The organism is Agrobacterium sp. Azo12 (genome assembly GCF_029193765.2).
GTDB lineage: Bacteria > Pseudomonadota > Alphaproteobacteria > Rhizobiales > Rhizobiaceae > Agrobacterium.
The window spans coordinates 412,135-435,230 of sequence record NZ_JARFYO020000002.1 but is presented as its reverse complement, the minus strand read 5'-3'; the positions used below and the strand labels follow the sequence as shown (position 1 = coordinate 435,230).

20 protein-coding genes are annotated in these 23,096 nt (G+C 55.0%); 6 read left to right on the top strand and 14 right to left on the bottom strand.

What is annotated here, in order from left to right; all coding sequences use genetic code 11:
• The first annotated feature begins 15 nt into the window (after nucleotides 1-15).
• Nucleotides 16-921, top strand: coding sequence for a 5-dehydro-4-deoxyglucarate dehydratase (gene kdgD, locus PYL13_RS18515; RefSeq protein ID WP_275643176.1), 906 nt, complete (start codon nucleotides 16-18; stop codon nucleotides 919-921).
• Between the two features lie 58 nt (nucleotides 922-979).
• Here kdgD and PYL13_RS18510 read toward each other — a convergent pair whose 3' ends face one another.
• From PYL13_RS18510 to PYL13_RS18475, 8 genes are all read right to left on the bottom strand, one after another.
• Entirely contained in the window at nucleotides 980-2,422 is a 1,443-nt protein-coding gene (locus tag PYL13_RS18510) for a M20 family metallopeptidase (RefSeq protein ID WP_250984574.1), read from the bottom strand.
• A 135-nt stretch (nucleotides 2,423-2,557) separates the two neighbouring features.
• Nucleotides 2,558-4,099: an ABC transporter substrate-binding protein gene (locus tag PYL13_RS18505; protein ID WP_275643175.1), complete on the bottom strand. Its 1,542-nt coding sequence runs from the start codon at nucleotides 4,097-4,099 to the stop codon at nucleotides 2,558-2,560.
• A gap of 25 nt (nucleotides 4,100-4,124) precedes the next feature.
• Entirely contained in the window at nucleotides 4,125-4,988 is an 864-nt protein-coding gene (locus tag PYL13_RS18500; protein WP_250984576.1) for a serine hydrolase, read from the bottom strand.
• 1 nt (nucleotide 4,989) lies between these two features.
• Nucleotides 4,990-6,618, bottom strand: coding sequence for an ABC transporter ATP-binding protein (locus PYL13_RS18495; protein WP_275643174.1), 1,629 nt, complete (start codon nucleotides 6,616-6,618; stop codon nucleotides 4,990-4,992).
• On the bottom strand, nucleotides 6,615-7,433 hold the full coding sequence (locus PYL13_RS18490) for an ABC transporter permease (protein WP_275643173.1): 819 nt from the start codon (nucleotides 7,431-7,433) through the stop codon (nucleotides 6,615-6,617). The genes PYL13_RS18495 and PYL13_RS18490 overlap by 4 nt, the downstream gene beginning before the upstream one ends.
• The gene (locus tag PYL13_RS18485) at nucleotides 7,430-8,374 is read right to left on the bottom strand and encodes an ABC transporter permease (protein WP_192489657.1); all 945 of its coding nucleotides are present in this window, start codon (nucleotides 8,372-8,374) and stop codon (nucleotides 7,430-7,432) included. Before PYL13_RS18485 ends, PYL13_RS18490 begins: the two co-directional genes overlap by 4 nt.
• Before the next feature lie 175 nt (nucleotides 8,375-8,549).
• On the bottom strand, nucleotides 8,550-9,449 hold the full coding sequence (locus tag PYL13_RS18480) for a LysR family transcriptional regulator (protein ID WP_192489916.1): 900 nt from the start codon (nucleotides 9,447-9,449) through the stop codon (nucleotides 8,550-8,552).
• Nucleotides 9,450-9,484: 35 nt separating this feature from the next.
• Nucleotides 9,485-10,390 carry a LysR family transcriptional regulator gene (locus tag PYL13_RS18475; RefSeq protein WP_275643172.1) on the bottom strand — a complete coding sequence of 302 codons (906 nt, stop codon included), beginning with the start codon at nucleotides 10,388-10,390 and terminating at the stop codon, nucleotides 9,485-9,487.
• A 111-nt stretch (nucleotides 10,391-10,501) separates the two neighbouring features.
• Between PYL13_RS18475 and PYL13_RS18470 the strand changes: the two genes are divergently transcribed.
• A complete protein-coding gene (locus PYL13_RS18470; protein WP_275643171.1) occupies nucleotides 10,502-11,866 on the top strand; it encodes an MmgE/PrpD family protein in 1,365 nt (454 codons plus the stop codon).
• 28 nt (nucleotides 11,867-11,894) lie between these two features.
• On the opposite strand, the gene PYL13_RS18465 is transcribed toward PYL13_RS18470, so the two are convergent.
• The 5 genes from PYL13_RS18465 to PYL13_RS18445 form a co-directional block, all read right to left on the bottom strand.
• Nucleotides 11,895-12,704 (bottom strand): DeoR/GlpR family DNA-binding transcription regulator, encoded by an 810-nt coding sequence (locus tag PYL13_RS18465; protein WP_192489654.1) that lies wholly within the window; start codon nucleotides 12,702-12,704, stop codon nucleotides 11,895-11,897.
• 95 nt (nucleotides 12,705-12,799) lie between these two features.
• Entirely contained in the window at nucleotides 12,800-13,882 is a 1,083-nt protein-coding gene (locus PYL13_RS18460) for an ABC transporter permease (protein ID WP_441296675.1), read from the bottom strand.
• Nucleotides 13,879-15,423, bottom strand: coding sequence for a sugar ABC transporter ATP-binding protein (locus PYL13_RS18455; protein ID WP_275643170.1), 1,545 nt, complete (start codon nucleotides 15,421-15,423; stop codon nucleotides 13,879-13,881). Before PYL13_RS18455 ends, PYL13_RS18460 begins: the two co-directional genes overlap by 4 nt.
• Nucleotides 15,420-16,043 carry a DUF2291 family protein gene (locus PYL13_RS18450; RefSeq protein ID WP_275643169.1) on the bottom strand — a complete coding sequence of 208 codons (624 nt, stop codon included), beginning with the start codon at nucleotides 16,041-16,043 and terminating at the stop codon, nucleotides 15,420-15,422. The genes PYL13_RS18455 and PYL13_RS18450 overlap by 4 nt, the downstream gene beginning before the upstream one ends.
• A gap of 69 nt (nucleotides 16,044-16,112) precedes the next feature.
• A complete protein-coding gene (locus tag PYL13_RS18445) occupies nucleotides 16,113-17,054 on the bottom strand; it encodes a D-ribose ABC transporter substrate-binding protein (RefSeq protein WP_275643168.1) in 942 nt (313 codons plus the stop codon).
• Nucleotides 17,055-17,543: 489 nt separating this feature from the next.
• Between PYL13_RS18445 and PYL13_RS18440 the strand changes: the two genes are divergently transcribed.
• Complete coding sequence (locus tag PYL13_RS18440) at nucleotides 17,544-18,524, top strand: sugar phosphate isomerase/epimerase family protein (protein WP_192489649.1); 981 nt, start codon at nucleotides 17,544-17,546, stop codon at nucleotides 18,522-18,524.
• 91 nt (nucleotides 18,525-18,615) lie between these two features.
• On the opposite strand, the gene PYL13_RS18435 is transcribed toward PYL13_RS18440, so the two are convergent.
• Nucleotides 18,616-19,629 carry a LacI family DNA-binding transcriptional regulator gene (locus tag PYL13_RS18435; protein WP_275643167.1) on the bottom strand — a complete coding sequence of 338 codons (1,014 nt, stop codon included), beginning with the start codon at nucleotides 19,627-19,629 and terminating at the stop codon, nucleotides 18,616-18,618.
• A gap of 130 nt (nucleotides 19,630-19,759) precedes the next feature.
• Between PYL13_RS18435 and PYL13_RS18430 the strand changes: the two genes are divergently transcribed.
• From PYL13_RS18430 to PYL13_RS18420, 3 genes are all read left to right on the top strand, one after another.
• Entirely contained in the window at nucleotides 19,760-20,794 is a 1,035-nt protein-coding gene (locus PYL13_RS18430; protein ID WP_250984585.1) for a Gfo/Idh/MocA family protein, read from the top strand.
• Nucleotides 20,795-20,806: 12 nt separating this feature from the next.
• Nucleotides 20,807-21,712 (top strand): sugar phosphate isomerase/epimerase family protein, encoded by a 906-nt coding sequence (locus PYL13_RS18425; protein ID WP_192489646.1) that lies wholly within the window; start codon nucleotides 20,807-20,809, stop codon nucleotides 21,710-21,712.
• A gap of 73 nt (nucleotides 21,713-21,785) precedes the next feature.
• Nucleotides 21,786-23,018, top strand: a complete 1,233-nt coding sequence (locus PYL13_RS18420) for an ABC transporter substrate-binding protein (RefSeq protein WP_275643166.1) — start codon at nucleotides 21,786-21,788, stop codon at nucleotides 23,016-23,018.
• The last annotated feature ends 78 nt before the right edge of the window (nucleotides 23,019-23,096 follow it).

Here is a 23,096-nt window from a genome sequence, read left to right as displayed (position 1 = left end):
AGGAGGGTTACATCCATGAAGACCGAAGATCTGAAGCATGTTCTAGGGGCGGGACTGTTGTCCTTCCCGGTTACGCATTTCGATGGCGAAGGCAAGTTCAATGCAAAAAGCTACGCCGAACACGTCAACTGGCTGTCTGGGTTTGAGGCGGCGACCTTGTTTGCTGCCGGCGGTACAGGCGAGTTCTTTTCGCTGACACCGGAGGAAATCCCGGAGATTGTTCGGGTCGCAAAGGAAGCGGCCGGCACAACACCAATCGTTTCGGGCTGCGGTTACGGCACTGAAATCGCCATTTCCATTGCCAAGTCGGTAGAGAAGGTCGGTGCTGATGGCATTCTGCTTTTGCCTCATTATCTGATCGATGCGCCGCAGGAAGGCCTCTATCGCCATATCAAGGCGGTCTGCCAGGCAACCGGCATGGGGGTGATGGTCTATAATCGCGACAATTCGGTCCTGCACGCTGATACGCTGGCGCGACTTTGCGATGAATGCCCGAACCTTGTCGGTTTCAAGGATGGGACGGGCGACATTGGCCTGGTGCGCCAGATCACCGCGAAGATGGGTGACCGACTGACCTATCTCGGGGGCATGCCGACAGCGGAGCTTTTTGCGGAGGCCTATCTGGCTGCAGGCTTTACCACCTATTCGTCGGCGGTTTTCAACTTCGTTCCGGGTCTCGCAGTGGAGTTCTACAAGGCACTGCGTGCAGGTGAACGTGCGACGTGCGAGAAGATCCTTATCGACTTCTTCTATCCGTTCATGGCGATCCGTAACCGTGCCAAGGGGTATGCCGTTGCAGCCGTCAAGGCAGGCGTGCGATTGCAGGGCTTTGATGCAGGCCCGGTTCGCTCTCCATTGCAGGATCTGACAACGGAAGAAATGGGCATGATGGAAGCCCTGATCGGCAAGTACAAGCGCTGAACGAACACTCATGGTTGCCCTTTCTGCGGGGCAACCATGACGCATGGATAGGCTGCCATCAGTCGATGGCAGGATGGACATCCGGCGGGATCGGGCAGACATAGGGCTGCCCGTCCATTTTTTCTTCCCACTCAGCCTTTGCTCTGGCCAGTAATTCCGGCGAAACAAGCAGATCAAGTCCGGTTGCAGCCATCGCTCTGGCGGCATGGATCATCGCCTTGTGTGCACCGGGACTGCGCCCTTGCGCCACGACCTGCCATGTGTGCGGATTTGTGCCGATTGCCCAGGCCGGTGCCCAGCACTGCGCGGTTGGCGTGACACGGCTGACATCGCCCACATCGGTTGACCCTGCGCGGAAGTGCGACTGCCCCTCGAAAGACCGAAGTCCGAGGTGCAAAGGTTGTGTGCCATCCACCTTGTGATTGAGGAAAACGTCGTCCTTGATCTGATAAAGCCGAATGCTGCTCTTGATTGCCTCGTCTGAGAAAGTGGCTTGAATCTTCTGTGCAAAGGCAACGTCCGCTTCGTCGAATGGAACCGGACCGAGAGCGGTCAGATTGTCATGGATTGCGTGTTCAAGCGTCAGATTGGGCAGGAGATTTGTTGAGGCTGAATCGAAGACGATCTCGACTTCGGTTTCCGTCATCATCGCAGCGCCTTTCGCCACCTTGTTGACCCGCTCGGCAAGGGCAAGCGCTTGCGACATTTCAGGCGCACGAACGAGATAAAGAACTTCGGCACGGGCCTGTACGACATTGGCCGCTTTGCCGCCGGTATCGGTAATGGCGTAATGGACGCGGCAATCCTGTGGCATGTGTTCGCGCAGGAAGTTGACACCGACGTTCATCAGTTCCACCGCATCAAGTGCTGAACGACCAAGATGGGCAGCATTGGAGGCGTGGGCGGCAACGCCTTTAAAACGATAATAATATTCGAGAACGGCGAGATTGTTCGTTGACCGCACGCCGTTGAACGGTGCTGGATGCCAGGTTAAGGCGGCATCTACATCGTCAAACAGACCGGCCCGCGCCATGAAGGTCTTGCCGGATCCGCCTTCTTCGCCTGGGCAACCGTAATAGCGCACCGTTCCAGGAATGTTGTTTTCTGCCAGGTGTTTTGCAAGGGAAATGGCTGCAAGCAGTGAGCCACTGCCCAAGAGATTGTGGCCGCATCCATGGCCGGTTGCGCCCGTCTCCGTGACCTGTTGTTCGTCAACACCCGCGACCTGGCTCATATCTGCCAGCGCATCATATTCACCGAGGAATGCGATAACCGGTTTGCCACTGCCATATTCGCCAATGAATGCAGTTTCCATACCGGCGACACCTGTCGTGACCGAGAACTCATGCTCTTTCAGCATGTCGATCAATAGCTCGGCTGAGCGGTGCTCATGGAATTTCAGTTCTGCAAAATCCCAGATGCTGTCACTGAGAGCCGTAAACCCGGATGAAAGGCCATCAATATTGGCGTTCAACGCGGCAAGTGAAGCGGTATCAGGCATGTCGTATCCTCAGGGCAGGGGTGGAATTTCAGGCAAAAGAAGTCTGGATGGCGGACTAACGCCCGCCATTGCGTCTGTTTTTGTAGTTGAGTTGTTCAGGACATCAGCTCATCGCTGACGTCCTGAAGGTGCGGATCAATCCGCGATCGATACTTCCCAAAGGCGGGCATTCGACTGCCATACTGGCTCACCGCGAAGCTTGGCGGTTGCGCCCCAGACATCGATCATGTCGTAGAGGAAAATGCCGGGCATTTCGGCCAGCATCAGCTCATGGAATTCATCGAAAATCGCCTGACGCTTGGTCTGGTCGGTTTCGACATAGGCGGCGTTCATCAGTTCGATGGCCTTTGGATTGTCCCACATCAGCGATGCGTTCTTGTCCTTGTCACCGACATAGAAGCTGTACATCAGTGCCGGGTCGAGACGTGGCGCTACCGACTGCGAAATGACCTGGTAGTTGCCGGAACGACGACGATCCACCTGTGTTGCATAATCGAGAACTTCGATCTGAACGTTAAGACCTGCCGCCTGCATCATGGCTTGCGCCATCACGGCGGCCGGGAAGCTTGGCACGTTACCGCGCTTGTTGGCGATGATGCTGATCTGCTCGCCCTTGTAACCGGCTTCTGCCAGTTCTTTCTTAACTGCTTCCAGATCGTAGGCAGGACGTTTTTTCTGAACGTCGCTGTAGTAGATGGAGTCTTCGGCAACCATGGAGCCGTTGGCATGGCCGGTTTCATTCGAAGCGGCCATAACGAGCTGGTCGAGATCAAGCGCCATGGCCATGGCACGGCGAACGCCTGGCTTGCTCAAAACCGGATCACGGGTCTGGATGTAGAATAGGTTCTTGCCGTTGTTCGGGGAAACGATCAGCTGTGTCTTATCGTTCGACTTGAATTCAGGGATCAGGTCCGGCGAGATTTCGGCCGTGTCCAGAACGCCAGACTGCAGGCCGGCTTTAACCGTGGATGCATCCGGAATGACCATGAACTTGATGCCGTCAGCCAACGGGCGCTTGGAGCCAACCATGCCATCTGCCTTGCCGTCATTTTCCGGCGAGACATAATCATCGAACTTGGCAAGGCGGATATATTCACCCTTTTTCCACTCGTTCCACTTGAAGGGACCGGTGCCGATTGGCTCCTTGAAGGTGCCATCAGCGACAGAATCGGGCGAGATCATGCCGGTGTAACCGCATTCAGGGCGCGACATCAGGCCGAGGAAAACTGCCGAAGGCTTTTCAAGGGTCATGGTAACGGTGTTGGCGTCCACAGCCTTGACACCGGTAACGTGGACGATGCGGCTACCGTCGAAATCACCAACGCACGTCCATTTGGTGGCCGGGTCCATATAGCGGTTCCAGTTCCACACCACGTCTTCGGCGGTCAGCGTTTTGCCATTGTGGAACTTCACGCCGTCGCGAAGAGTGAACGTGTAGGTCAGGCCGTCGTCGGAGGTTTCGAAGCTCTTGGCGAGAAGTGGCTTGACTTCACCATTGTTGGCGTAACCGACAAGGCCTTCAACGATGTGCAGGATAACGCCATCGGTATTGCCGTCACGGTTGACGCCGGGATTGTTACTGCGCAAATCCGAGCTTTGCGCCACGACGATGTCGCGGGCGACCGCCATATTGGCCATGGTGAGCAGGACTGTACCTGCAAGCAGTATCTTTTTCATGTTCTACCCTCTTTTGTGATTGAGTTTATTGCTGGAATTGGTCCCAGCAGACGCGTGAAAGTCTGCCGATCGTTTCTAGTGATACGGTGTAGCCCGGCGTTCCGTCGGCCATCGCCTGTGGCACCTGATCGGTGAAAGCGGCGATGATGTAGAAAGGCGCGCCATCGCGGTAAACGATGCCGGCATTCATACGGCCGCGTTTGCCCGTTCCGCCCTTGTGAGCGACCAAGGTGCCAAATGGCAGCCGTGATGGAATGGCGTACCGCAGGATCTGGTTTTTGAGCGTTTGCAGCGCGTAAGCGCAAAGCTCCATGGATGATCCGAGCAGTTCCGCAGCTTCCGGTGAAGTCTGCGCGTCCAAAATGGTTTGCAGCAGAAACACCTGATCGCGTGCTGTCGTGGTGGTGACGGAGGTCAGCGTGTGATCGGGCGATAGGGCCAATGGCGGAATGAGGAAACGGTGATGCGTTCCGCTCATGCCGATGGACTTGCAATAGCTGTCGACTTCCGAAAGCTGCAACCGCTCGAACACCATCTTGGTGCAGACATTGTCACTCAGCACCATCATGCCGGTAATTGCATCACGCAGCGAAATGACGATGCCCGGTGTCAGGTAGCGGAACATGCCGCTGGCGACTTCTTCGGAAAAACGTTGCTCGTAGACGATCTGCTCATCCAGATCCAAACGGCCCTCATGCACGGCTTTGAGGGCCGCCATCATGATGGATGTCTTGCGGGTGCTGGCAGACGGTGTTTCTTCATCTTCGCCGCGACCGATGGTTTCACCGGTCAGAAGATTGCGCACCATAAAACGGGTGGTGAAAGGCTGCGCGTTGCAAATTGCTTCAAGCGCGGTTGCCGCGGCGGCGGTGTTTACACTCATGTCCATTTTATGCCTCCAGTCGCCATTTCAGTTGCACTCCACCATTTTCGTTGAGGTCAAGAGCAGGAATTGCCTGAAGGAGACGCCGTGTGTAGGCCTCCTTCGGGTTGTCGAAGATGGTGTCACGATCACCTTGCTCGATGATGCGTCCGTCCTGCATGACGATGACCCGATCAGCCACCTGCTCGACCACGCCGAGGTCGTGGCTGATGAACAGGCACGAAAACCCATAACGTTTCTGCAGATTTGAGAAGAGGTCGAGAACCTGCGCCCTGACGGTTACGTCAAGTGCTGAAACCGGCTCGTCGGCGATCAGGAATTTTGGACGGCGTGCGATCGCGCGGGCGATGGCAACGCGTTGACGCTGGCCGCCGGACAGTTCGTGCGGGTAACGGCTGGCGTAGCTGCTGTTCAGGCCGACTTCTTCCAGCGTCTCATAGGCACGCTTCTTTTTTCCTGCCTTGTCGATATCAGGCACTAGACGCAGCGCTTCTTCGACCAGTGCAAGAATGGTCATGCGTGGGTCGAGAGACGAGTAGGGATCCTGAAAAACCATTTGGCAGTTCAGGCGGTAGTCGTTCCAGTCAGCATCGCGGCTGCGACCACCAAACAGGATCTGGCCGCTGCTTTCTTTCACCAGTCCGGCGATGGTGCGGCCAAGTGTCGTCTTGCCTGAGCCTGAGCCACCGACCAGCGCAACAACCTCGCCCTCATGAATGTCAACGCTGACACCATGCAGTGCGCGTTTCGGAGGTGCCTTTTTCAGGAAACCCTTGCGGCCGGGATAATCGACGATGATGTCGCGGGCGCTGACCATCGGCTTGGCGTCAGCCGCCAGTACGCGTGCTTCACTGCGAAACGGCAGAGAGGACAGCAGCTTTTTTGTGTAGGGATGTTGCGGCTTCTGTAGGATATCTTCCGTGGTGCCTTTCTCGACGATGACACCTTTTTCCATCACCACAAGACGGCTGGTATAACGGGCCACCATTGGCAAGTCGTGGCTGATGAGCAGAACGGCCGTGCCTTCGGCGCGGGTCAGTTCCACCATCAATTCCATGACGTCACGCTGGATCACTGCATCAAGCGCAGTGGTCGGTTCATCGGCAATCAACAGGGCAGGCTTCAGAAGCATGACCGATGCCAACATGATACGCTGGCGCATGCCGCCTGAAAATTCGTGTGGCCAGGATGTCAGAGCACCTTCAGGGTCACGAATGCCGACACGTTTCAACATGTCGAGAATACGTTTGCGGCGTTCTTCCGGTGACAGCGTCGTGTGAAGGATAAGGCCCTCCTCAAGCTGTTTACCAATGGTCATCGACGGATTGAGGGAAGTCATCGGTTCCTGAAACACCACGCCGATTTCCGCACCGCGCATGGCGCGCAAGTCGCGGCTGGTCATGGTCAGGGTATCACGACCCTTATACATGATCGTGCCACCGGTTGCCTTGATGACAGGCGGCAGAAGCGAAATCAGGGCGCGGGTGGCAAGTGTCTTGCCGGAGCCGCTTTCGCCAACGATGCCGAAGATCTCGCCGGCTTTGATGTCGAAACTGACATTTTTCACCACTTCGATACCGGTGTGGGAAACCTGAAGCGACAGGTCGCGAACGCTGATAAGATTTTGTTCTGTCATTTCAGGCCCCTCATACGTGGGTCGAGTTTGTCGCGCAGCGCATCGCCCAGGAGGTTGATTCCAAGAAGGGTGAGTGCAATGCAAAGGCCAGGGAAAAGACCGAGCCACACGGCTTGCTCTATGAAGGGGCGGCCAGCGGCCAGCATATTGCCCCATGTTGGTGCGGGTGGTGGTACCCCGAGACCAAGGAAGCTGAGCGCGCTTTCCGACAGAATGGCCCAGCCGAACATTGAAGTTGCCAATACGGTGATCGGCGCAACGCAGTTGGGCAGGATGTGGCGGAACATCGTGAAGAGTTCACTGTTGCCCATTACGCGCGAAGCCTCGATAAATTCACGCTCGCGAAGCGACAGCACGGCGCCACGGACAACGCGGGCCATGGAGGGTGTGTAGGCAATACCGAGCGCAAAAATGATGCCGTATTGGTTGGCACCAAACACGGCGAGAAGACCGAGCGCCAGCAGAATGCCGGGAAAGGCCAGCAGTGCATTGTTGACGGCCATGATGACGCCATCCACCCAGCCGCGGGCATAACCGCTGATAAGACCGATGAGCGAACCAAAAAACACGGCGAAACTGACCGTCAGAAAGCCGATCCAGACGCTGGCGCGTGCGCCGACAATGATGCGGCTCAGCACATCACGTCCAAATTCGTCGGTACCAAGCCAATGTTCTGCACCGGGTGCCGCCAAACGGGCGGTGAAGCTCAGTTTCATCGGATCGTAAGGTGTCCAGAACAGACCTGTCAGAGCTGCGAGCAGCAGGACGGTGATGAGCATGCCGCCAATGGCGGCATTGAATGTAAGCTTTTTCATTCGGCCACCACGCGCGGATCGAAAAGAGGATAAAGCAGGTCAACGATAAGATTGACCACGACGTAGGAGAGGGCGACAAACAAAAGGCAGCCTTGAATAACCGGGTAATCACGTTGGAAAATGCTATCGACCATCAGACGGCCAAGGCCGGGAATGGTGAATACAGTTTCGATGACCGCGATACCGCCGAGCAAATTGCCGAGGATCAGGCCGATCATCGTCCAGGTAGGGCCGAATGCGTTCTTGAACGCGTGTTTCCATAGAACGGCGCTTTCGGACAGTCCCTTGGCTCTGGCGTGGGTGATGTAATCAAGCCGCAAAACTTCCAACGTCGATGCGCGCGCCATGCGGATAAGGACACCGGCCTCATGGATGACAAGCGTCATGATGGGCAGGACTATGTAAAGCAGGCCAGCCGTGAAGTTTTCAGACATCGAGACATAACCGAGCACAGGCAACCAGCCGAGCTTGAGGCCGAAAAACAACAGCAGCAGCAGACCGAGCCAGAATGTCGGGATGGAAAGCAACACCGTTGCAGTGCCAACCAGAGCAAGGTCGGTAATGCTGTTTTGTTTCCAGGCCGCGATCACGCCAGCGGGAACTGCAATCAGGCTGGCAAGCGCGACCGCAATCAGCACGATTTCCGCACTGATGATGAAGCGTGAAACAACAAGTTCTAAGACCGGTTCGTCGTTGACGATGGACTTTCCGAAGTCACCAGCAAGAACATTCTGTCCCCAGATGAGGAACTGTTCCGGCATGGACTTGTCCAAGCCCAATTCGGTACGCATTTCGGCGATCTGCTCTGGCTGAGCCATGTCGCCCAGCATCAATGCTGCCGGATCGCCGGGAATAAAACGGATCAATGCAAACACGGTGATCGATACGATCAGCACGGTCGGCAACGCCATGAATAGGCGGTTTAAGATAAATCGAAGCATATGTTCCCCTGAACTGGACATGCCGTTTTTTAGGCGGCTATCCATTGTTCCAATTTTCATGGACTATGAGCGATATGGAAAAATTGCGCAATATTATGCATTTTTGTCATAGGTTTATGCATATTGTCGCAGTGATGCAGACGGGGTAAAAATCTGCATAAATGTTTGTAAACGCTTATTTTTGTGAGATATCTATCTGCTGTTTGAGTGTGTCCATCAACGCCTGTGTGGCAAGTGATGGCGGGACTCCAGCTGGTTTTGCCAGGCCAAACTCCTGTGTCGCAACAGGCACGAACTGGCGCTGAACAATCGGCAGGTGAGGGTAGAGATTCGCATAAAAACTGCTGACGATACCGACGCCAAGATTGTGTGCGGCATAGGCACAAGCCGAGCTGTTGCTGTGAGTTTCGATCCTGACATTCTGGCGCACGCCAGCGCGTTGGAACGTGTTGTCGAGCATCACGCGCTGGGGGCGTTGCCGTCCCAACATTATCAGAGGCTCACCACGCAAATCCTTCGGCCCGATCTCCTTCTTGGCCGCCAACGGATGGTCCTTGTGCATGACGCAGACACTGACGCCACGTGCAACGGGCTCCATGGTGATGCTTGTGGGTATTTCCCCCTCATATCTCAGGAAGCCGAAATCGATGACCCGCTGCTCGATCATGCGGGTGATGGATGTGGTAGTTTCAAAAAAGGTTTCGATGCGCACATTGGGAAAGTTGCGCCCATATTCAGCGAGAACGGCGGGGGCAAAATTTTCCCACATGCTGCTGGGCAGGCCCATGCGTACCAGATCAGGACCTGAAACGCCGGTGCGCAGATCGTCTGCCAGCTCGGAAAATCGCTCAATGCCGAGCAGCACGTTTTCGGCATCCTTTGCAAGGATCAAGGCTTCGGGCGTGGGGATAAGCCGGCCCTTGTCGCGCGCAAAAAGCGTCAGAGACAGGTCCGATTCAAGCTGTTGCAAAAGCCTGCTGACGCCCGATTGGCTGAGGTTCATGCTTTTGGCTGTGGCAATTGTCGAGCCTGTTGCAAGCAGGGTTTTCAACACCTCCAGCTGCCGGAAATTGATCATCGGAGGTGTTCCTTCACGATTAAACCCAAGAGTTATATCCAATCTTCCAGACAGCGTATAAAGGCAACCGCAACTTTGGAAAGCGGTGCGCGCTCACTGCTGATGAGTGCATAATTGACTGTCAAAGCGGGTTCCAGTGGTACGAATGCCAAGGGCAGTTCGGTGTATTCCCTGGCGATGAGTTCACCCACAACAGCAATTCCCAGTCCTTCCGCCGCAAGTGCACAGGCACAACCAACCGAATGCGCCTCAATGGCGGGGCGCTGTCTGAGGCCGTGATTGTAGAGGAGCGCCTCCAACTCATGGCGCACAGGTCGTGCGTTGTTGAGCAGGATCAGGTCGTTGCCCTTGAGGTCCGTGACTGTCAGCCCGTCACGGACGGAAAGCGGATGATCACGATGCAAGACGCAAATATTTCGCGACGGAAGCAGGCGCTCATGTTTCAGGCCGAGGGTGGATTCAGGCAAGCGCGTAAAGCCGATGTCGGCTTCATCATCGGCGATCATACGTTCAATGCTCAGGTAATTGCCTGACTTCACCTCTATACGTGCGGGTCCGTTCTCTCTAAGGAAGCGTTTGATCAGGCGGGGCACTAATGTCACGGACAGACTGGCGGGAAAAGCCAGTCGCAAGGGGATTTCCTGCGAACGTCCATGTTCCAGTTCCTGTGCCATGACCTTCAGAGACGTCAGACGATCCGAAATCGCCCGGATTTGGGGCCCGATTTGTAAGCCTTCTCGCGTGGGAGAAAGCCTGTTCTTGTCACGCTCAAACAGCCGGACGCCAAGATAAAGCTCAAGCTGCTGCAGCAATCTGCTGACATTTGATTGGGAAACGCCAAGCTCATTGGCGGCTGCAATGGTGGAGCCTGTTGCTGCAATCGCATCATAGGCATGGATGTGTCGGATGCTGATCGTGACGTCGCTATCCTCCGTCATTTTTTCTCCCGAAATTGAATAGAGCGACCCGTAAACTGCATAAGATTGTGCGCCTTGGCCAAAACGCACATTTTCAGGGCACTAAGAAATCCGGTGAAAAGGCATTCGTCAATGACGACCGTAATTGAAAAAATCGCAGCACAGCTTGCTACCCGTAAAAGCTTTTCGCCATTGGCGTTGCAACGAGCCACAGAAGCTATTGTCGATACGATTGGCTGTATGTTGGCGGGTGCCAACGATGAGACACCACGCGCGGTGATGCGCGCCTTTGCCAATGATATCAGTGAACATGGTGGCTCGGCATTGGTTGACGGGTCAAAAGCATCGGCTTCAATCGCCGCCCTGATCAATGGTACCGCCGCGCACTGCGTTGATTTTGATGATAATTTCCATCCTGCCCGTGCACATGCATCTGCGGTTCTGGTGCCAGCCCTGCTTTCCCTCGCAACCGCCGACTACGGGATAACCGGTAGGCAATTTGTCCATGCCTATCTCGCCGGGTTGGAAGCGCAAGCGGCGGTTGGTTTCGGTGTTATCCCCTCGCATTACAACAGGGGATGGCACGGTACATCGACTGTTGGTGCAATCGGCGCAGCCGCTGGCGTCGCAGTTTTGTTGGGACTGGGCAGGGACCAGATTGCGCAGGCGATGAGTATCGCGACGAGTTCTTCCTCCGGGCCAAAGGGTCAGTTCGGAACACCCGCCAAACCGCTCCATGCGGGGCTGGCGGCACGCAACGCGGTTGAGGCGGCATTGCTTGCCACGGCCGGTGTTGCAGGACGGCTTGATATTCTCGAGAGATCACAGGGCTTTAGAGATCTGTTCGGTGGCGACGCCGCAACCGGCTGGGATGCGCTTTCATTCGGTCACGACCACATCATCGAAACACGCGGGCTGGTGACCAAACAGCACCCGTGCTGTGCTTCAACACACCGCGCTATCGACGCGGCGCGTGAGTTGCAGGATCAGTACGGATTTCGGGCGGAAGAAATCAGGTCCATCAACACCAAGGTCGGCATTTCCGCGATGGATAATCTGGCCTATCCCGATCCGCGCGATGAAATGCAGGCACGTTTTTCAATGCAATATTGCCTGGCGACCGCACTTGTTCACGGCAGGCTGTCTCTCGGTGATTTTACACCGTCCGCTATATTTCGTCCGGACATTCGCCAGTTGATGCCGCTGATATCCATGTCGGCTTACACCGCTGCCGAAGAGGTTGGCACGGAGCGGCTGCCGCATCAGGTCGACATTCACCTGAATGACGGACGGCATCTCAAAATCGAGAGATTGCATGCTGATGGCTCAATTCAGAAGCCGCTCGGCAGCGCTCAACGGCAAATGAAATTTGCAGATTGTCTGGCATGGGCTGGTTTGAATGCGGATGGTGATGCGTGGCAACGGCTTATGGGAGTCGAAGACACGACGTCATTTCGATCCCTATGGGCAGAGGTCAGCCACTCTCTGCGCAGATAGGTGTTGAGCGAAAGGGTCGATTTGCGGCTTATTTCGCGATCAGGACTTCGATGCCGCGTTTTTCAAATTCGCGGGCGTCGCGGTCTGAAATGCCATCATCTGTAACGAAGGAATGGATCACGTCGAGAGAACCAAGGCGCGTGAACGACGATTTGTTGATCTTGGTCGAATCCGCCACGAGGTAAACATGGGCTGCCGCCTTGATCATCGCTTCCTTCAGCTGAAGGTCGGCAAAGCTTGGATAGGTCAGCCCCGCGTCTAGTGCGACACCGGCGGTGGCGAGAAACAGCTTGCCCGCAAAAATGTTGCGGAAATATTCGACCGACTTGTCACCCGAAAGCGAAAGCGTCGGGGATTTAAACTGTCCGCCCGGCATGTGCACTGCAAATGATGGCACAGCACCCAATATGATTGCGATGTTGAGCGCGTTGGTGATTAAGGTCAGATCACGGCGGTTGGTCAGGCGTGTTGCAATTTCCGTTGTCGTTGTACCAGCATCAAGGATCAGCGTTTCGCCATCCTTGACGAGGCTTGCGGCAAGGGCGCCAATACGGCGCTTTTTGTCCATGTTTTCCTGATGGTACAGGGTCATGGTGCCGGTTTGTGGTGCGACCGTATTAAGATAGGCGCCACCATGCTCGCGCGTGATGAAACCTTCGTTTTCGAGCCTTTCAAGGTCCTGACGTATGGTTGCTTCTGATACATGGAAGGCGGCCGCCAGTTCTCTGACGCGGGCGGAGCCTTCTTCCTGAAGCCATTCAAGAATGCGACGACGTCTTGGCTCGGATAGTAGCCCGATCATCGACTCCGAAGCATCTTGCTCGTCTTTCGCTTCCATTTGGACTTACCTAAGCTCCTGAATCGCAACCAATCGAAATTATTCGATTCCTTTTTATCGGATACTTACAGTATCGATCTGGCAGCATCAAATCCTCAATTGGCGTTCTGCTGCAACACCACGCGGGCCTGCAGTTTTTGCTGAACCTGATCAACCACCACGGCCGCAATGATGACCAAACCCTTGATGACTGTTTGCCAGAAGGACGAAACGCCCATCATGATAAGCCCGTCCGCGAGGATGCCGATGACAAAAGCGCCAACGATGGTGCCTGCGATGCGACCGCGACCGCCCGACATGGATGTGCCACCAAGAACAGCTGCCGCGATGGCATTGAGTTCGAATGTCTCACCGGTTGCCGGGTGGCTGGCCTGAAGCTGCGAGGAGATGATGAGACCGACAAAGGCCGCGCACAGGCCTGAGAACATGTACACGAACAGCTTGATACGATCGACGTTCACGCCTGACAGGGCCGCGCCGCGCTCATTGCCGCCAACGGCATAGATATGCCTGCCAAGCGGGGTACGGCTGGCAAGATAGGCCGCGCCCAGTGCCACAACGACCATGATCCACACCGAGACAGGAAAGCTGAGAAACGTGCCGGAGCCAATGATACGGAAGGTATCAGACCCATATTCCGGGTTGCCGGAAAGGTTTGGGAATGTCCGGCCCTCGGAGAACAGAAGGGCTGCGCCACGCGCGACATAAAGCGTGCCGAGCGTGGCGATGAACGGTGCTACATTCAATTTGGTTATCAGGAACCCGTTTATCGAACCGATAAAGACACCCACGACAAGCACGATAAGGCAGATCTCGATCGTGTTGAACTGCAGGCTGTAACCAATGCCAATGAAGCCGAGGTCGATGCCGTAAAGCACGAGATATCCGGCGACCATGGCGCAGAGGCCGACAATCGAGCCGACCGACAGGTCAATGCCGCCAGCGATGATGACAAAGGTCATTCCAATAGCAAGCAATGCATTCAGCGCAACGTGCTTGGAAATGATCACCATATTTCCCATGCTCAGGAAGTTGGGAGCGGCGATGGCAAAGAAGGTGAACACCAGAATGAGCGCCACGAATGTACGCATGTGCAAAAGCAGCAGCAATGCAGAGGTTCTGGACGTTGACACTCCAGTGACGGTTTTGTCGTTGCCCGAGGTGTCGATGCTGCTCATAGTGTTTCAACCTTTTTAAGATTGGGAGTTGCCGCCGAAACGACATCCGCTGCGTTGGCGCCAGCCGGAAATTGTCCAGTCAGCCGACCATTCGCCATGACGAGAATGCGATCGGAAAGGGCCAGAACCTCTTCCAGATCGGATGTGACAAAAAGAATGCCCAAGCCATCACCGGCCAGGCGCCGCATGGTGCGGAAAATTTCCGCCTTCGCGCCAATGTCGATGCCGCGAGAAGGCTCATCCATCAGAAGGATCTTCGGTTTCGTCATCAGTGCCTTGCCGATGACGACCTTTTGCTGGTTGCCGCCGGACAGGCTGGAAACCGGGTGTTCCATGCTGGCGATCTTGATCGCCATGCGTTTGACAAATTCGGCAGCCTTGGCGGCCTCTGCCTTGAGGCTCAGGTGAAACCCGCGCGTGAAGTCGTAGAGAGACGACATCGTCAGATTTTCCCGGATTGTCATGATCTGCACGAGGCCGTCGCGTTTGCGATCCTCAGGTATCAGAGCAAGACCGCGACGGATGCGACCGGAGACACTTTGTTCCTTGAGTGGCTTGCCCGAAATGAACATCTGGCCCGACGAATTCGGATGTTGTGCCATGATGCACTCAAGCAGTTCAGAGCGGCCGGCGCCCATAAGGCCGTAAAGCCCGACGATTTCACCTTCTCTGACCGTCAGCGACATGTGATCAACGGCGTAACCGCCAGCCGGGCTCGGGAGGCAGATGTTTTCAACGCGAAACACTTCGTCGCCCAACTCGTGCTCAACGGTTTTGGGAAACTCCTTCGATGCGCTGCCGATCATGTTGGCAACGATCCAGGGGATGTCCACGCCCTTCATCGAGCGCGATCCGGTGATAACGCCATCACGCAGAACGGTTATATAGTCGCCTATGCGAATAAGCTCTTCCAACCGGTGGGAGATGTAAACAATGCCGACGCCCTGTTTTTTCAGATCGTTGATGACCCTGAACAGCACCTCGACTTCGGCCGCAGAAAGCGCTGATGTTGGCTCATCGAGAATGAGAATGCGGGCATTTTCAGCCAGTGCCTTGGCAATTTCAACGATCTGCTGCTGACCGATCCGCAGGTTACCGAGCGGTGTGTCGGGATCGATATTCTGCTCAAGTCGTTTCATCAGCGCTCTGGCGGCGCTGGTCTGTGCAGCCCTGTCGATATGAATGCCAGCCCTGGTCTTTTCGTGACCGACAAAGATGTTTTCCGCGACCGTCAGGTTGGGGAACAGGTTGAGTTCCTGAAAAACAATGCCGACACCATGTTTGGCGGCATCCGTCTTGTCGGTAAAAACAACTGACTTGCCATCCAGTTCGATGGAGCCGCCATTTAACTGTTCAACGCCTGCTATGATTTTCATAAGCGTTGATTTTCCAGCACCGTTTTCGCCGACGAGAACGTTGACCGCGCCCATGCGCAGGTCAAAATCGACATTCTTGAGTGCCTGTGTGCCAGGATAGATTTTTGATCCATTGCGGATGGACAGGCCGATAGGATGCGGTTCGACTGTTGCAACCGCACTCATTGTGCCACCTCGATAGAGACTGGCATGATCAGTGGCTGTTCGGTTGCCGAGCGAATGACCACAGCGCCGAGGAAATTGATCTTTTTACCCTTCAGCGGCGTTTCGACTGTGGGCAGTTTGGAAACGGCCTTGTCATTCAGGGCGCGGCCAAGTCGGGCATATTCGATCTGGTCACGGAATGTGGAGAAATCATAAAGTGCAGTCGTGTCGCGCAAGGCCGACCCCTTGACGACCGGTCCCAGTTGCAGGGTCGCGTCGGCCTTTCCATCACCATCAATGTCGATATCTGCGACGGCTGCTTTGGATGCGCGGTTTTCGTTGATAACGTTTGCTGTTCCCTTGACCGCGAAGTTCCAGCCGCCGCCAGCGCCGCCAACTCTTTCGCCATGGCTCTCGCCAGCCTTGTCGAGACCGGACTTGATGGCGTCGCGAAGTTGCGTGAGATCCACGGCCTTCTGTGACAACGCTGGTACCAGCTTGGCATCAAATGTCGTTTCGACCAGTTCTGCAATCGGGTCTGCCGCGGCACCTGTCGCGTCGTCTTTGTTGGTCTTGACCAGTTTGCAGCCTGAAACGGACACGGCAAGCAGGCTCACCGCAACAAGGGTTGTGATTTTCATGGCGATCCGAACTTTTAAAAGCGGGCAAACATCCGGGGTGCTCAGGCACCCCGGATGGCGAGGCAGGTTTTACTGCGTGAGCGCGAATGTCTCGAGCTTTTCGGCATTGTCAGCGTTGATGAGAATGCAATCCATCAACTGCTTTTCTTCAAGGCCTGTGGAGCCGCTCTTGATGAACTTGTCAGCCTGTTCAACAGCCAGCTGTGCTTGCTGGTAAGCGGGCTGAAGAACGGTTGCCTTGATGCCACCTTTCTTGATGGAGTCACGAACGTCGTTCGAACCATCGAAACCAACGACGATAACGTCCTTGCGGCCAGCGGCTTCAAGTGCTGCATAAGCGCCCATGGCCATGGTGTCGTTGCCGGAGATCACGCCCTTGATGTCAGGATGCGCCTGCAGGATCGATTCCATAACGGTGTAAGCTTCGGTCTGCGACCAATTTGCCGTCTGTTTGGCAACCAGCTTCATGTCCGAATATTGGTCGATCACGTCGTGATATCCCTGCGAACGAATGCCGGCATTGGTGTCGGATTCCTTGCCGAGAAGTTCGGCATAATTACCCTTTTCACCCATCAGCTTGACGAACTCTTCCGCGCCGAGCTGTGCACCCTGATAGTTGTTGGAAACAATCTGCGATACGGCAACGCCGGCTGTGGTGATTTCGCGGTCAATCAGGAAAGAAGGTATGCCCTTGTCCTTGGCCTTCTGGACTGCTGCAACCGAGGCGTCTGCACCGGCATTGTCAAGAATGATGGCTTTTACGCCAGCTGCGATAGCGCTGTCGAACAGCTCGTTCTGCTTGTTGGCGTCATCATTGTGGACCAGAACCATAGTGGCGTAGCCCAGTTCTTTCGCCTTGGCCGCAGCGCCATCCGCTTCAGCCTTGAAAAATGGGTTGTCATGGCTTGGTGTAATGATTGCAATAGTATCGGCAGCTAAAGCCACGCCGGACATCGCACCGGCAATGCCGAGCGCGACGACGGACATCAAAAGACGTTTCGTCAGTTTCATGGAGACCTCCCGTTGTCAAAACCACCCTCCAGCGGTTTTTCGAGGTTTAAACTATCGATTACTTTCGTTTGATGTCAATATATTTTTGAGATTTGCGGTTTTTTGGTAGAGATGATGATGCAACGTACACTGATAGGATGTAAGGCGGGGCGCTCTCTTTCGTTATGGTCTTGTCGTATAATAATTCACTTGAACGCGTTAGTGTTTCATGCGACTTGTTCAATCAAATGAGATAAATCGAAAGCATTCAAAAGCCATTTAGTGCTTTGATGCGGTAGCCACGTCTGGGAGGAGTGGATGGTACCGGTTCGTTTGCAAGCAGATACGTGTATCGTTGTCAGGGGTTGGCCGTATTTTGGTCGGCCGTTGTACGATCACGGTTTCATGTCGTTTCGATCTGCTTTGACACGGTTTCGTCATCACATCTGATTTTACGTTGCCGTCTGTAAAAGGCGGTCGCTCAAATATTCACATACATGGAGGAAACCTATGACAACACAACGTTTTGGCGCCGGTATCTGGCACTTCGCCACCTATCTTGATCGTTATGCCACGGATGGTTACGGCACACCGCGTAGTGTTATCGAGGCAATCGACCTGGCAGGCCAGGTTGCTGATCTTTCGGTTGTCGATATCAACTATCCATTCTTCGGCGGTGATTTTTCCAATGCGCAGGTTAAAGAGGCACTGGATCGTAACAAGCTGGGTGTCATCGGTATTACGCCAGAAATCTATACCCGCGAATTCGTCAAGGGCTCATTCACCAACCCGGACGCTGGCGTTCGCAGACGCGCCCATGAACTGGTGACAGAAGCCTGTGATCAGGTTCGTTATTTCGGTGCTGATTACGTCAAGCTTTGGCCGGGTCAGGATGGCTGGGACTATCCGTTCCAGGTTGATTACGGCACATTGTGGAAGCACTCGCTTGATGGGGTCGGCCAACTTGCCAGCGAAAACCCCGATCTGAAATTCGTGATCGAATACAAACCACGTGAACCGCGTGTTCGCATGAGCTTTGGTTCTGTGGCACGTACACTGCTCGGTATTGAGAAAATCGGCTTGCCAAATGTTGGCATTTTGCTCGATTTTGGCCACGCCATCATGGGTGGTGAGTCTGCGGCCGACAGCGCACAGCTTGCTATCGATTATGGTCGTTTGTTCGGCATGGACGTCAACGACAACTATCGTTCATGGGATGACGATTTGGTGGCGGGCAGTCTTCATCCAATTGAACTGTTTGAGTTTTTCTATGTGCTTCGCAAAAACAAGTGGGAAGGCGTCTGGCAGCTTGATCAGTTCCCGTTCCGTGAAGACAGTGTTGCGACTGCCAATCACGCTATTGATTTCCTTAAGGCTGCCGACAAGGGGCTTGCCGCGCTTGATGTTGATGCATTGAGAGAGGCACAGAGCCGTCATGACGCGATTGGTGCATTGAAAATCGCCCAGAAAGCATTGTTCGGCGCCATGTAATGGCGTTCCAGTGACGTTTCGATTTTGCTTACTGCATATCAAAGCCCGGCCCTAAGGTCGGGCTTTTTACATTTATATCTTAAGCAACAGTCTAGCCGCTTTCCCCCTCAGTCAGGGCCATTGGCCAGACGCGGCGGTAGGTGGCGGGATAGATATCCGTGTAGGCAGGCATAACGGACAGCAGACCCTCGGCAAGGCAGATGCCGAGGTCGTGTAGCGAAAGGCTAAAGCCCGTTAATGCCGGAGACAGAAACTGGGTGTGTGGACTGTGGCGGCCGATGATGGCGATATCTTTTCCCGGTTTGATGCCAGCCTCTTCAAGACCTTTGTATAGGCCAGTCACCAGCGTTTCGTTGACAAGAGTAATGGCGGTCGGACGGGTCGGCCGGGCAGCTATTTCCTGCGCCACGGCATAACCGCCAGCCTCATTGGGGCGGGCGCGAAAGATGTATTCATCGCGCAGCGTTAGATTATGCCGCGCCAGAACTTCCCGGCATCGTTCGATGAAAATGTAACCCAGATTGAGATCGCCATGCGGCCAGACGACACCGATATCCGTGTGTCCAGCATTGATGAGACGCTCCATGGCGGTTTCGGCCATGCCTTCAAAATCCAGATCGATCCACGGTTGACCAACGTCGGTCAGGCTGCGACCGAGCGAGATGAACGGGATGTTTTGCCGGTCGAGCAGTTCGAAACGGGCGTCGTTGCGGCGGGTTGCCGAAAGAATGATGGCATCGGCAAAACCGCGTGCCACGGTGCGTTGTAGGTAGGCGTCAGGATCCTCGGATGAGGAGCAGAGCAGGGCGACAAGATCGAGATTGTGGCGAGCCAGAACCGTCTGCACGCCGTCAAAGACGCTCATGAAAAAAGTGTCGCCTTGGCCGGTGATTTCCGGCCCCGTTTGCATCATGAAACCGATGACGCCGGTTGAACCCTTGCGAAGAGAGCGGCCAGACTGATTGGCGACATAACCCAACTTTTCTGCGGCCTCGAGAACACGTTGGCGTGTCCTAGGATTTACATCTGTCTTGCCGTTCAACGCACGCGATACGGTGCCGATCGATATGTCGAGATGCTCGGCCAGTTGGCGAATGCCCTTCATGCTGTAACCCGTCTTTCATCACCGTTTCAGCAAACAGTATTGACAAAAAATCAGACATGTCCATAGTTACCGTAAACGTTTACGGTTTTTGCTGGAGGGCGAGAATCCTAACGTCTCAGGGAGGTTAATCTTGACATACAACGTCGTATTGTGTGGCTGCGGGGCTATGGCCAAGGGCTGGCTTCGTGCGGTGAAATCCACACCAGACTTGCGGGATGCGCTGTCGGTGGTCGGTCTTGTTGACCTTGACCTGAATGTCGCTCGAGCACTCGCAGACGAGTTCAATTTAGGCCCTGTTATTACAGGAACAGACCTGCGTGAGGTGCTGGAGAAGACCAGAGCGGATATCGTGTTTGATATCGTCATTCCAGCCGCGCGCCATTCGGTTGTCCGCACCGCCCTGGCATATGGTTGTCACGTGCTGAGTGAAAAGCCGATGTCGAGCTCGATGAGCGAGGCAGCTGATTTGATTGAAGCTGCGAAGGCCGCCGGCAAAATCCATTCCGTCGTGCAGAACCGCCGTTTCATATCGGGTGTGCGGCGTATGCGTCGCTTTGTTGAGAGTGGTGCGATCGGCGACATCACCGCCATTCATTGCGACTTTTTCATTGGTCCGCATTTCGGCGGATTCCGTGAAAAAATGGACAATGTGCTGCTTTTGGACATGGCGATCCATACCTTCGATGCTGCCCGTTATGTTTCGGGCAAACTGCCACTTTCTGTCTATTGCCTTGAAACAAACCCCCGGGGCTCGTGGTACGCCCATGGTGCTTCCGCCAATGCGGTGTTCCAGCTGTCGGATGATGTGGTCTTTACCTATCGCGGCTCTTGGTGTGCGGAAGGCGAACGGACAAGCTGGGAAGGCACTTGGCGTCTTGTCGGCACGAAGGGAATGCTGACCTGGGATGGCGAGGAAGCCTTTAGTGCTTCTATTGCGGGCGTGCAGGATGGCTTGCTGCGCGGTTTCACGTCCATTGAGGTGCCGCCGCCTGCCAATGAAGAGGAAACCCATGGGCATGCCAGTGTCATTGCTGATTTTCTGTCGGCAATCCGGACAGGTCGTACCCCTGAAACGGCCGGGCAGGACAACATCAAGAGCTTGGCCATGGTGTTCGGCGCAATCGAAAGCGCCCGGTCTGGCCGATCCGTCGATCTTGCAGCATAGGAAGAATCAGCAATGAGCGAACAGAACAGGAATTCCATCCGCGTTGGTACAATGGTCAGTGCCACAAAAGGTCAGGCGGCACAGCGCATTTCGCAGATCGCGGATATGGGTTTTGAGAGTTTTGAGCCGTTTTTCTGGCAGACGACCAATGGTCAAGATATTGCCGAGCTTGGAAAACGGTGCGTTGATGCCATCGGCGACAGGGATATCACCATGTCAACGATCGGCATGTTCGGTAATCCGCTCGAGGAAACCGAACTGGATTTGCAGACCCTGCAAGGCTGGAAAGACTGCATCGACAACGCCCATCATTTTGGTGCGACCTGCGTGGCTGGTTTTACGGGCCGCATCAGAAACAAGCCATTGCCCGAGAGCCTACCGCGTTACCGGGAAGTGTGGAGCGAACTTGCCAAACGTGCCGCCGACAAGGGCATAAAAATCGCCTTTGAAAATTGTGCCATGGATGGCAACTGGGCAACCGGTGACTGGAATATCGCCCATAATCCCGACGCCTGGGAGCTGATTTTCAACGAAACGCCTGACGATAATATCGGTCTGGAGTGGGAGCCCTGCCACCAGATGGTTTATCTGATCGATCCATTGCCGCAGATCCGCAAATGGGCACACAAGATTTTCCATGTTCATGGCAAGGATGCCACCATTCGCTGGGATGTCATTCGTGAGCACGGGATTTTTGGAAAACATCCGTTCGTTTTCATGCGCACACCCGGTTTTGGCGACAGCAACTGGACCGATATTATCTCTGAACTGCGTCTCGCCGGCTGGTCCGGTTCCATCGACATTGAAGGCTGGCATGACCCTGTCTACCGCGATGCACTTGAGATGACCGGTCAGGTCCATGCACTTAACCATTTGAAACAGGCACGAGGAGGCGATTTCGTCGTCGATCCGACCTGACAGGAGTGGCCGATTGCCTGAGGAGGCGGGCAATCGGCAAGGTGACGTGAAGATAACCCGAAGGAGGAGAACTATGGGTATCCGAAAGCATTCGATTGCCATTGCACTGGCCATGACATGTACTTCGCTTGTTGGTTTCGCCGCAAAAGCTGACGACGTAACGCTGACCCTGTGGTCCCTGGACCGCGATATTCAGCCCGCGCCCAATCTGATCAAGGAATTCAACGCACAGAATAATGGCATCAAGATCGAATATCGCCAGATCCAGTTTGACGATGTCGTGAGTGAAGCCATGCGCGCCTACTCGACAGGAAAGGCGCCTGACATCATTGCCATCGATAACCCCAACCATGCGATGTTTGCGTCGCGCGGTGCCTTTCTTGATTTGACAGACATGATCAAGGGATCATCGGAGATAAAGCCGGAGAACTATTTCCCCGGACCTCTGAAATCGGTCACCTGGGATGACAAATATTACGGTGTGCCGAAGGCCACCAACACAATTGCGCTTTACTACAACAAGGACCTGTTCAAGGCGGCAGGGCTTGATCCGGAAAAGGCACCCCAAACATGGGATGAACTGGTGGAAACGGCTCGCAAGCTGAATGATCCGTCGAAGAATGTGTATGGCATTACGTTTTCTGCAAAGGCCAACGAAGAAGGAACCTTCCAGTTTCTGCCATGGGCACAGATGGGGGGATCATCCTACAAGGCCATCAACGGCGAGGGTGCCGTGCGTGCTCTGACCATCTGGAAACAGTTGCTGGATGAAAAGCTGACGTCGCCCGATACGCTGACGCGCAGTCAGTGGGATTCGACGGCGACGTTTAATGCCGGCAACGCCGCCATGGCGATATCAGGCCCTTGGGAAATCGATCGCATGCTGAGCGATGCCAAGTTTGAATGGGGCACGGCCTTGTTGCCAGTTCCGCAGGAAGGCGCTGAACGCTCTTCGGCTATGGGTGACTATAACTGGGCGATCTTTTCAAAAAGCCAGCATCCGGAAGAGGCTTTCAAAGCGCTGGAGTTCTTCGCGTCGAAGGATGCCACCATGTACAAGGATTTCGGCCAGCTGCCCGCCCGCGCTGATCTGCCGGTCCCACCCACCGGCAATGCGGTCAAGGACGCTGCCTTGGCGACATTCGTCGAACAGCTGAAATATGCCCAGCCGCGTGGCCCTTCACCTGAATGGCCCAAGATTTCCAAGGCAATTCAGGATGCCATTCAGGCCGCGTTGACCGGGCAAATGGAGCCCAAGGCGGCGCTTGATCAGGCCGCCGAGAAGATCAAGTCGATCGAAGGCTGACCAGCCTTCCATCTGACGTGACCGAATATCTCGTTTCCTCCCCGACGTCACTACCCGGCACTGCGGTGCCGGGTAGTC

Coding starts and splice junctions, on each gene's coding strand:
- PYL13_RS18475 (WP_275643172.1), bottom strand. CDS start 10,390: ATGACGGAGGATAGCGACGTCACGATCAGCATCCGACACATCCATGCC.
- PYL13_RS18505 (WP_275643175.1), bottom strand. CDS start 4,099: ATGAAAAAGATACTGCTTGCAGGTACAGTCCTGCTCACCATGGCCAAT.
- PYL13_RS18485 (WP_192489657.1), bottom strand. CDS start 8,374: ATGCTTCGATTTATCTTAAACCGCCTATTCATGGCGTTGCCGACCGTG.
- PYL13_RS18445 (WP_275643168.1), bottom strand. CDS start 17,054: ATGAAACTGACGAAACGTCTTTTGATGTCCGTCGTCGCGCTCGGCATT.
- PYL13_RS18510 (WP_250984574.1), bottom strand. CDS start 2,422: ATGCCTGATACCGCTTCACTTGCCGCGTTGAACGCCAATATTGATGGC.
- PYL13_RS18425 (WP_192489646.1), top strand. CDS start 20,807: ATGAGCGAACAGAACAGGAATTCCATCCGCGTTGGTACAATGGTCAGT.
- PYL13_RS18435 (WP_275643167.1), bottom strand. CDS start 19,629: ATGAAGGGCATTCGCCAACTGGCCGAGCATCTCGACATATCGATCGGC.
- PYL13_RS18460 (WP_441296675.1), bottom strand. CDS start 13,882: ATGAGCAGCATCGACACCTCGGGCAACGACAAAACCGTCACTGGAGTG.
- PYL13_RS18450 (WP_275643169.1), bottom strand. CDS start 16,043: ATGAAAATCACAACCCTTGTTGCGGTGAGCCTGCTTGCCGTGTCCGTT.
- PYL13_RS18455 (WP_275643170.1), bottom strand. CDS start 15,423: ATGAGTGCGGTTGCAACAGTCGAACCGCATCCTATCGGCCTGTCCATC.
- PYL13_RS18420 (WP_275643166.1), top strand. CDS start 21,786: ATGGGTATCCGAAAGCATTCGATTGCCATTGCACTGGCCATGACATGT.
- PYL13_RS18440 (WP_192489649.1), top strand. CDS start 17,544: ATGACAACACAACGTTTTGGCGCCGGTATCTGGCACTTCGCCACCTAT.
- PYL13_RS18500 (WP_250984576.1), bottom strand. CDS start 4,988: ATGGACATGAGTGTAAACACCGCCGCCGCGGCAACCGCGCTTGAAGCA.
- PYL13_RS18470 (WP_275643171.1), top strand. CDS start 10,502: ATGACGACCGTAATTGAAAAAATCGCAGCACAGCTTGCTACCCGTAAA.
- PYL13_RS18490 (WP_275643173.1), bottom strand. CDS start 7,433: ATGAAAAAGCTTACATTCAATGCCGCCATTGGCGGCATGCTCATCACC.
- kdgD (WP_275643176.1), top strand. CDS start 16: ATGAAGACCGAAGATCTGAAGCATGTTCTAGGGGCGGGACTGTTGTCC.
- PYL13_RS18495 (WP_275643174.1), bottom strand. CDS start 6,618: ATGACAGAACAAAATCTTATCAGCGTTCGCGACCTGTCGCTTCAGGTT.
- PYL13_RS18465 (WP_192489654.1), bottom strand. CDS start 12,704: ATGGAAGCGAAAGACGAGCAAGATGCTTCGGAGTCGATGATCGGGCTA.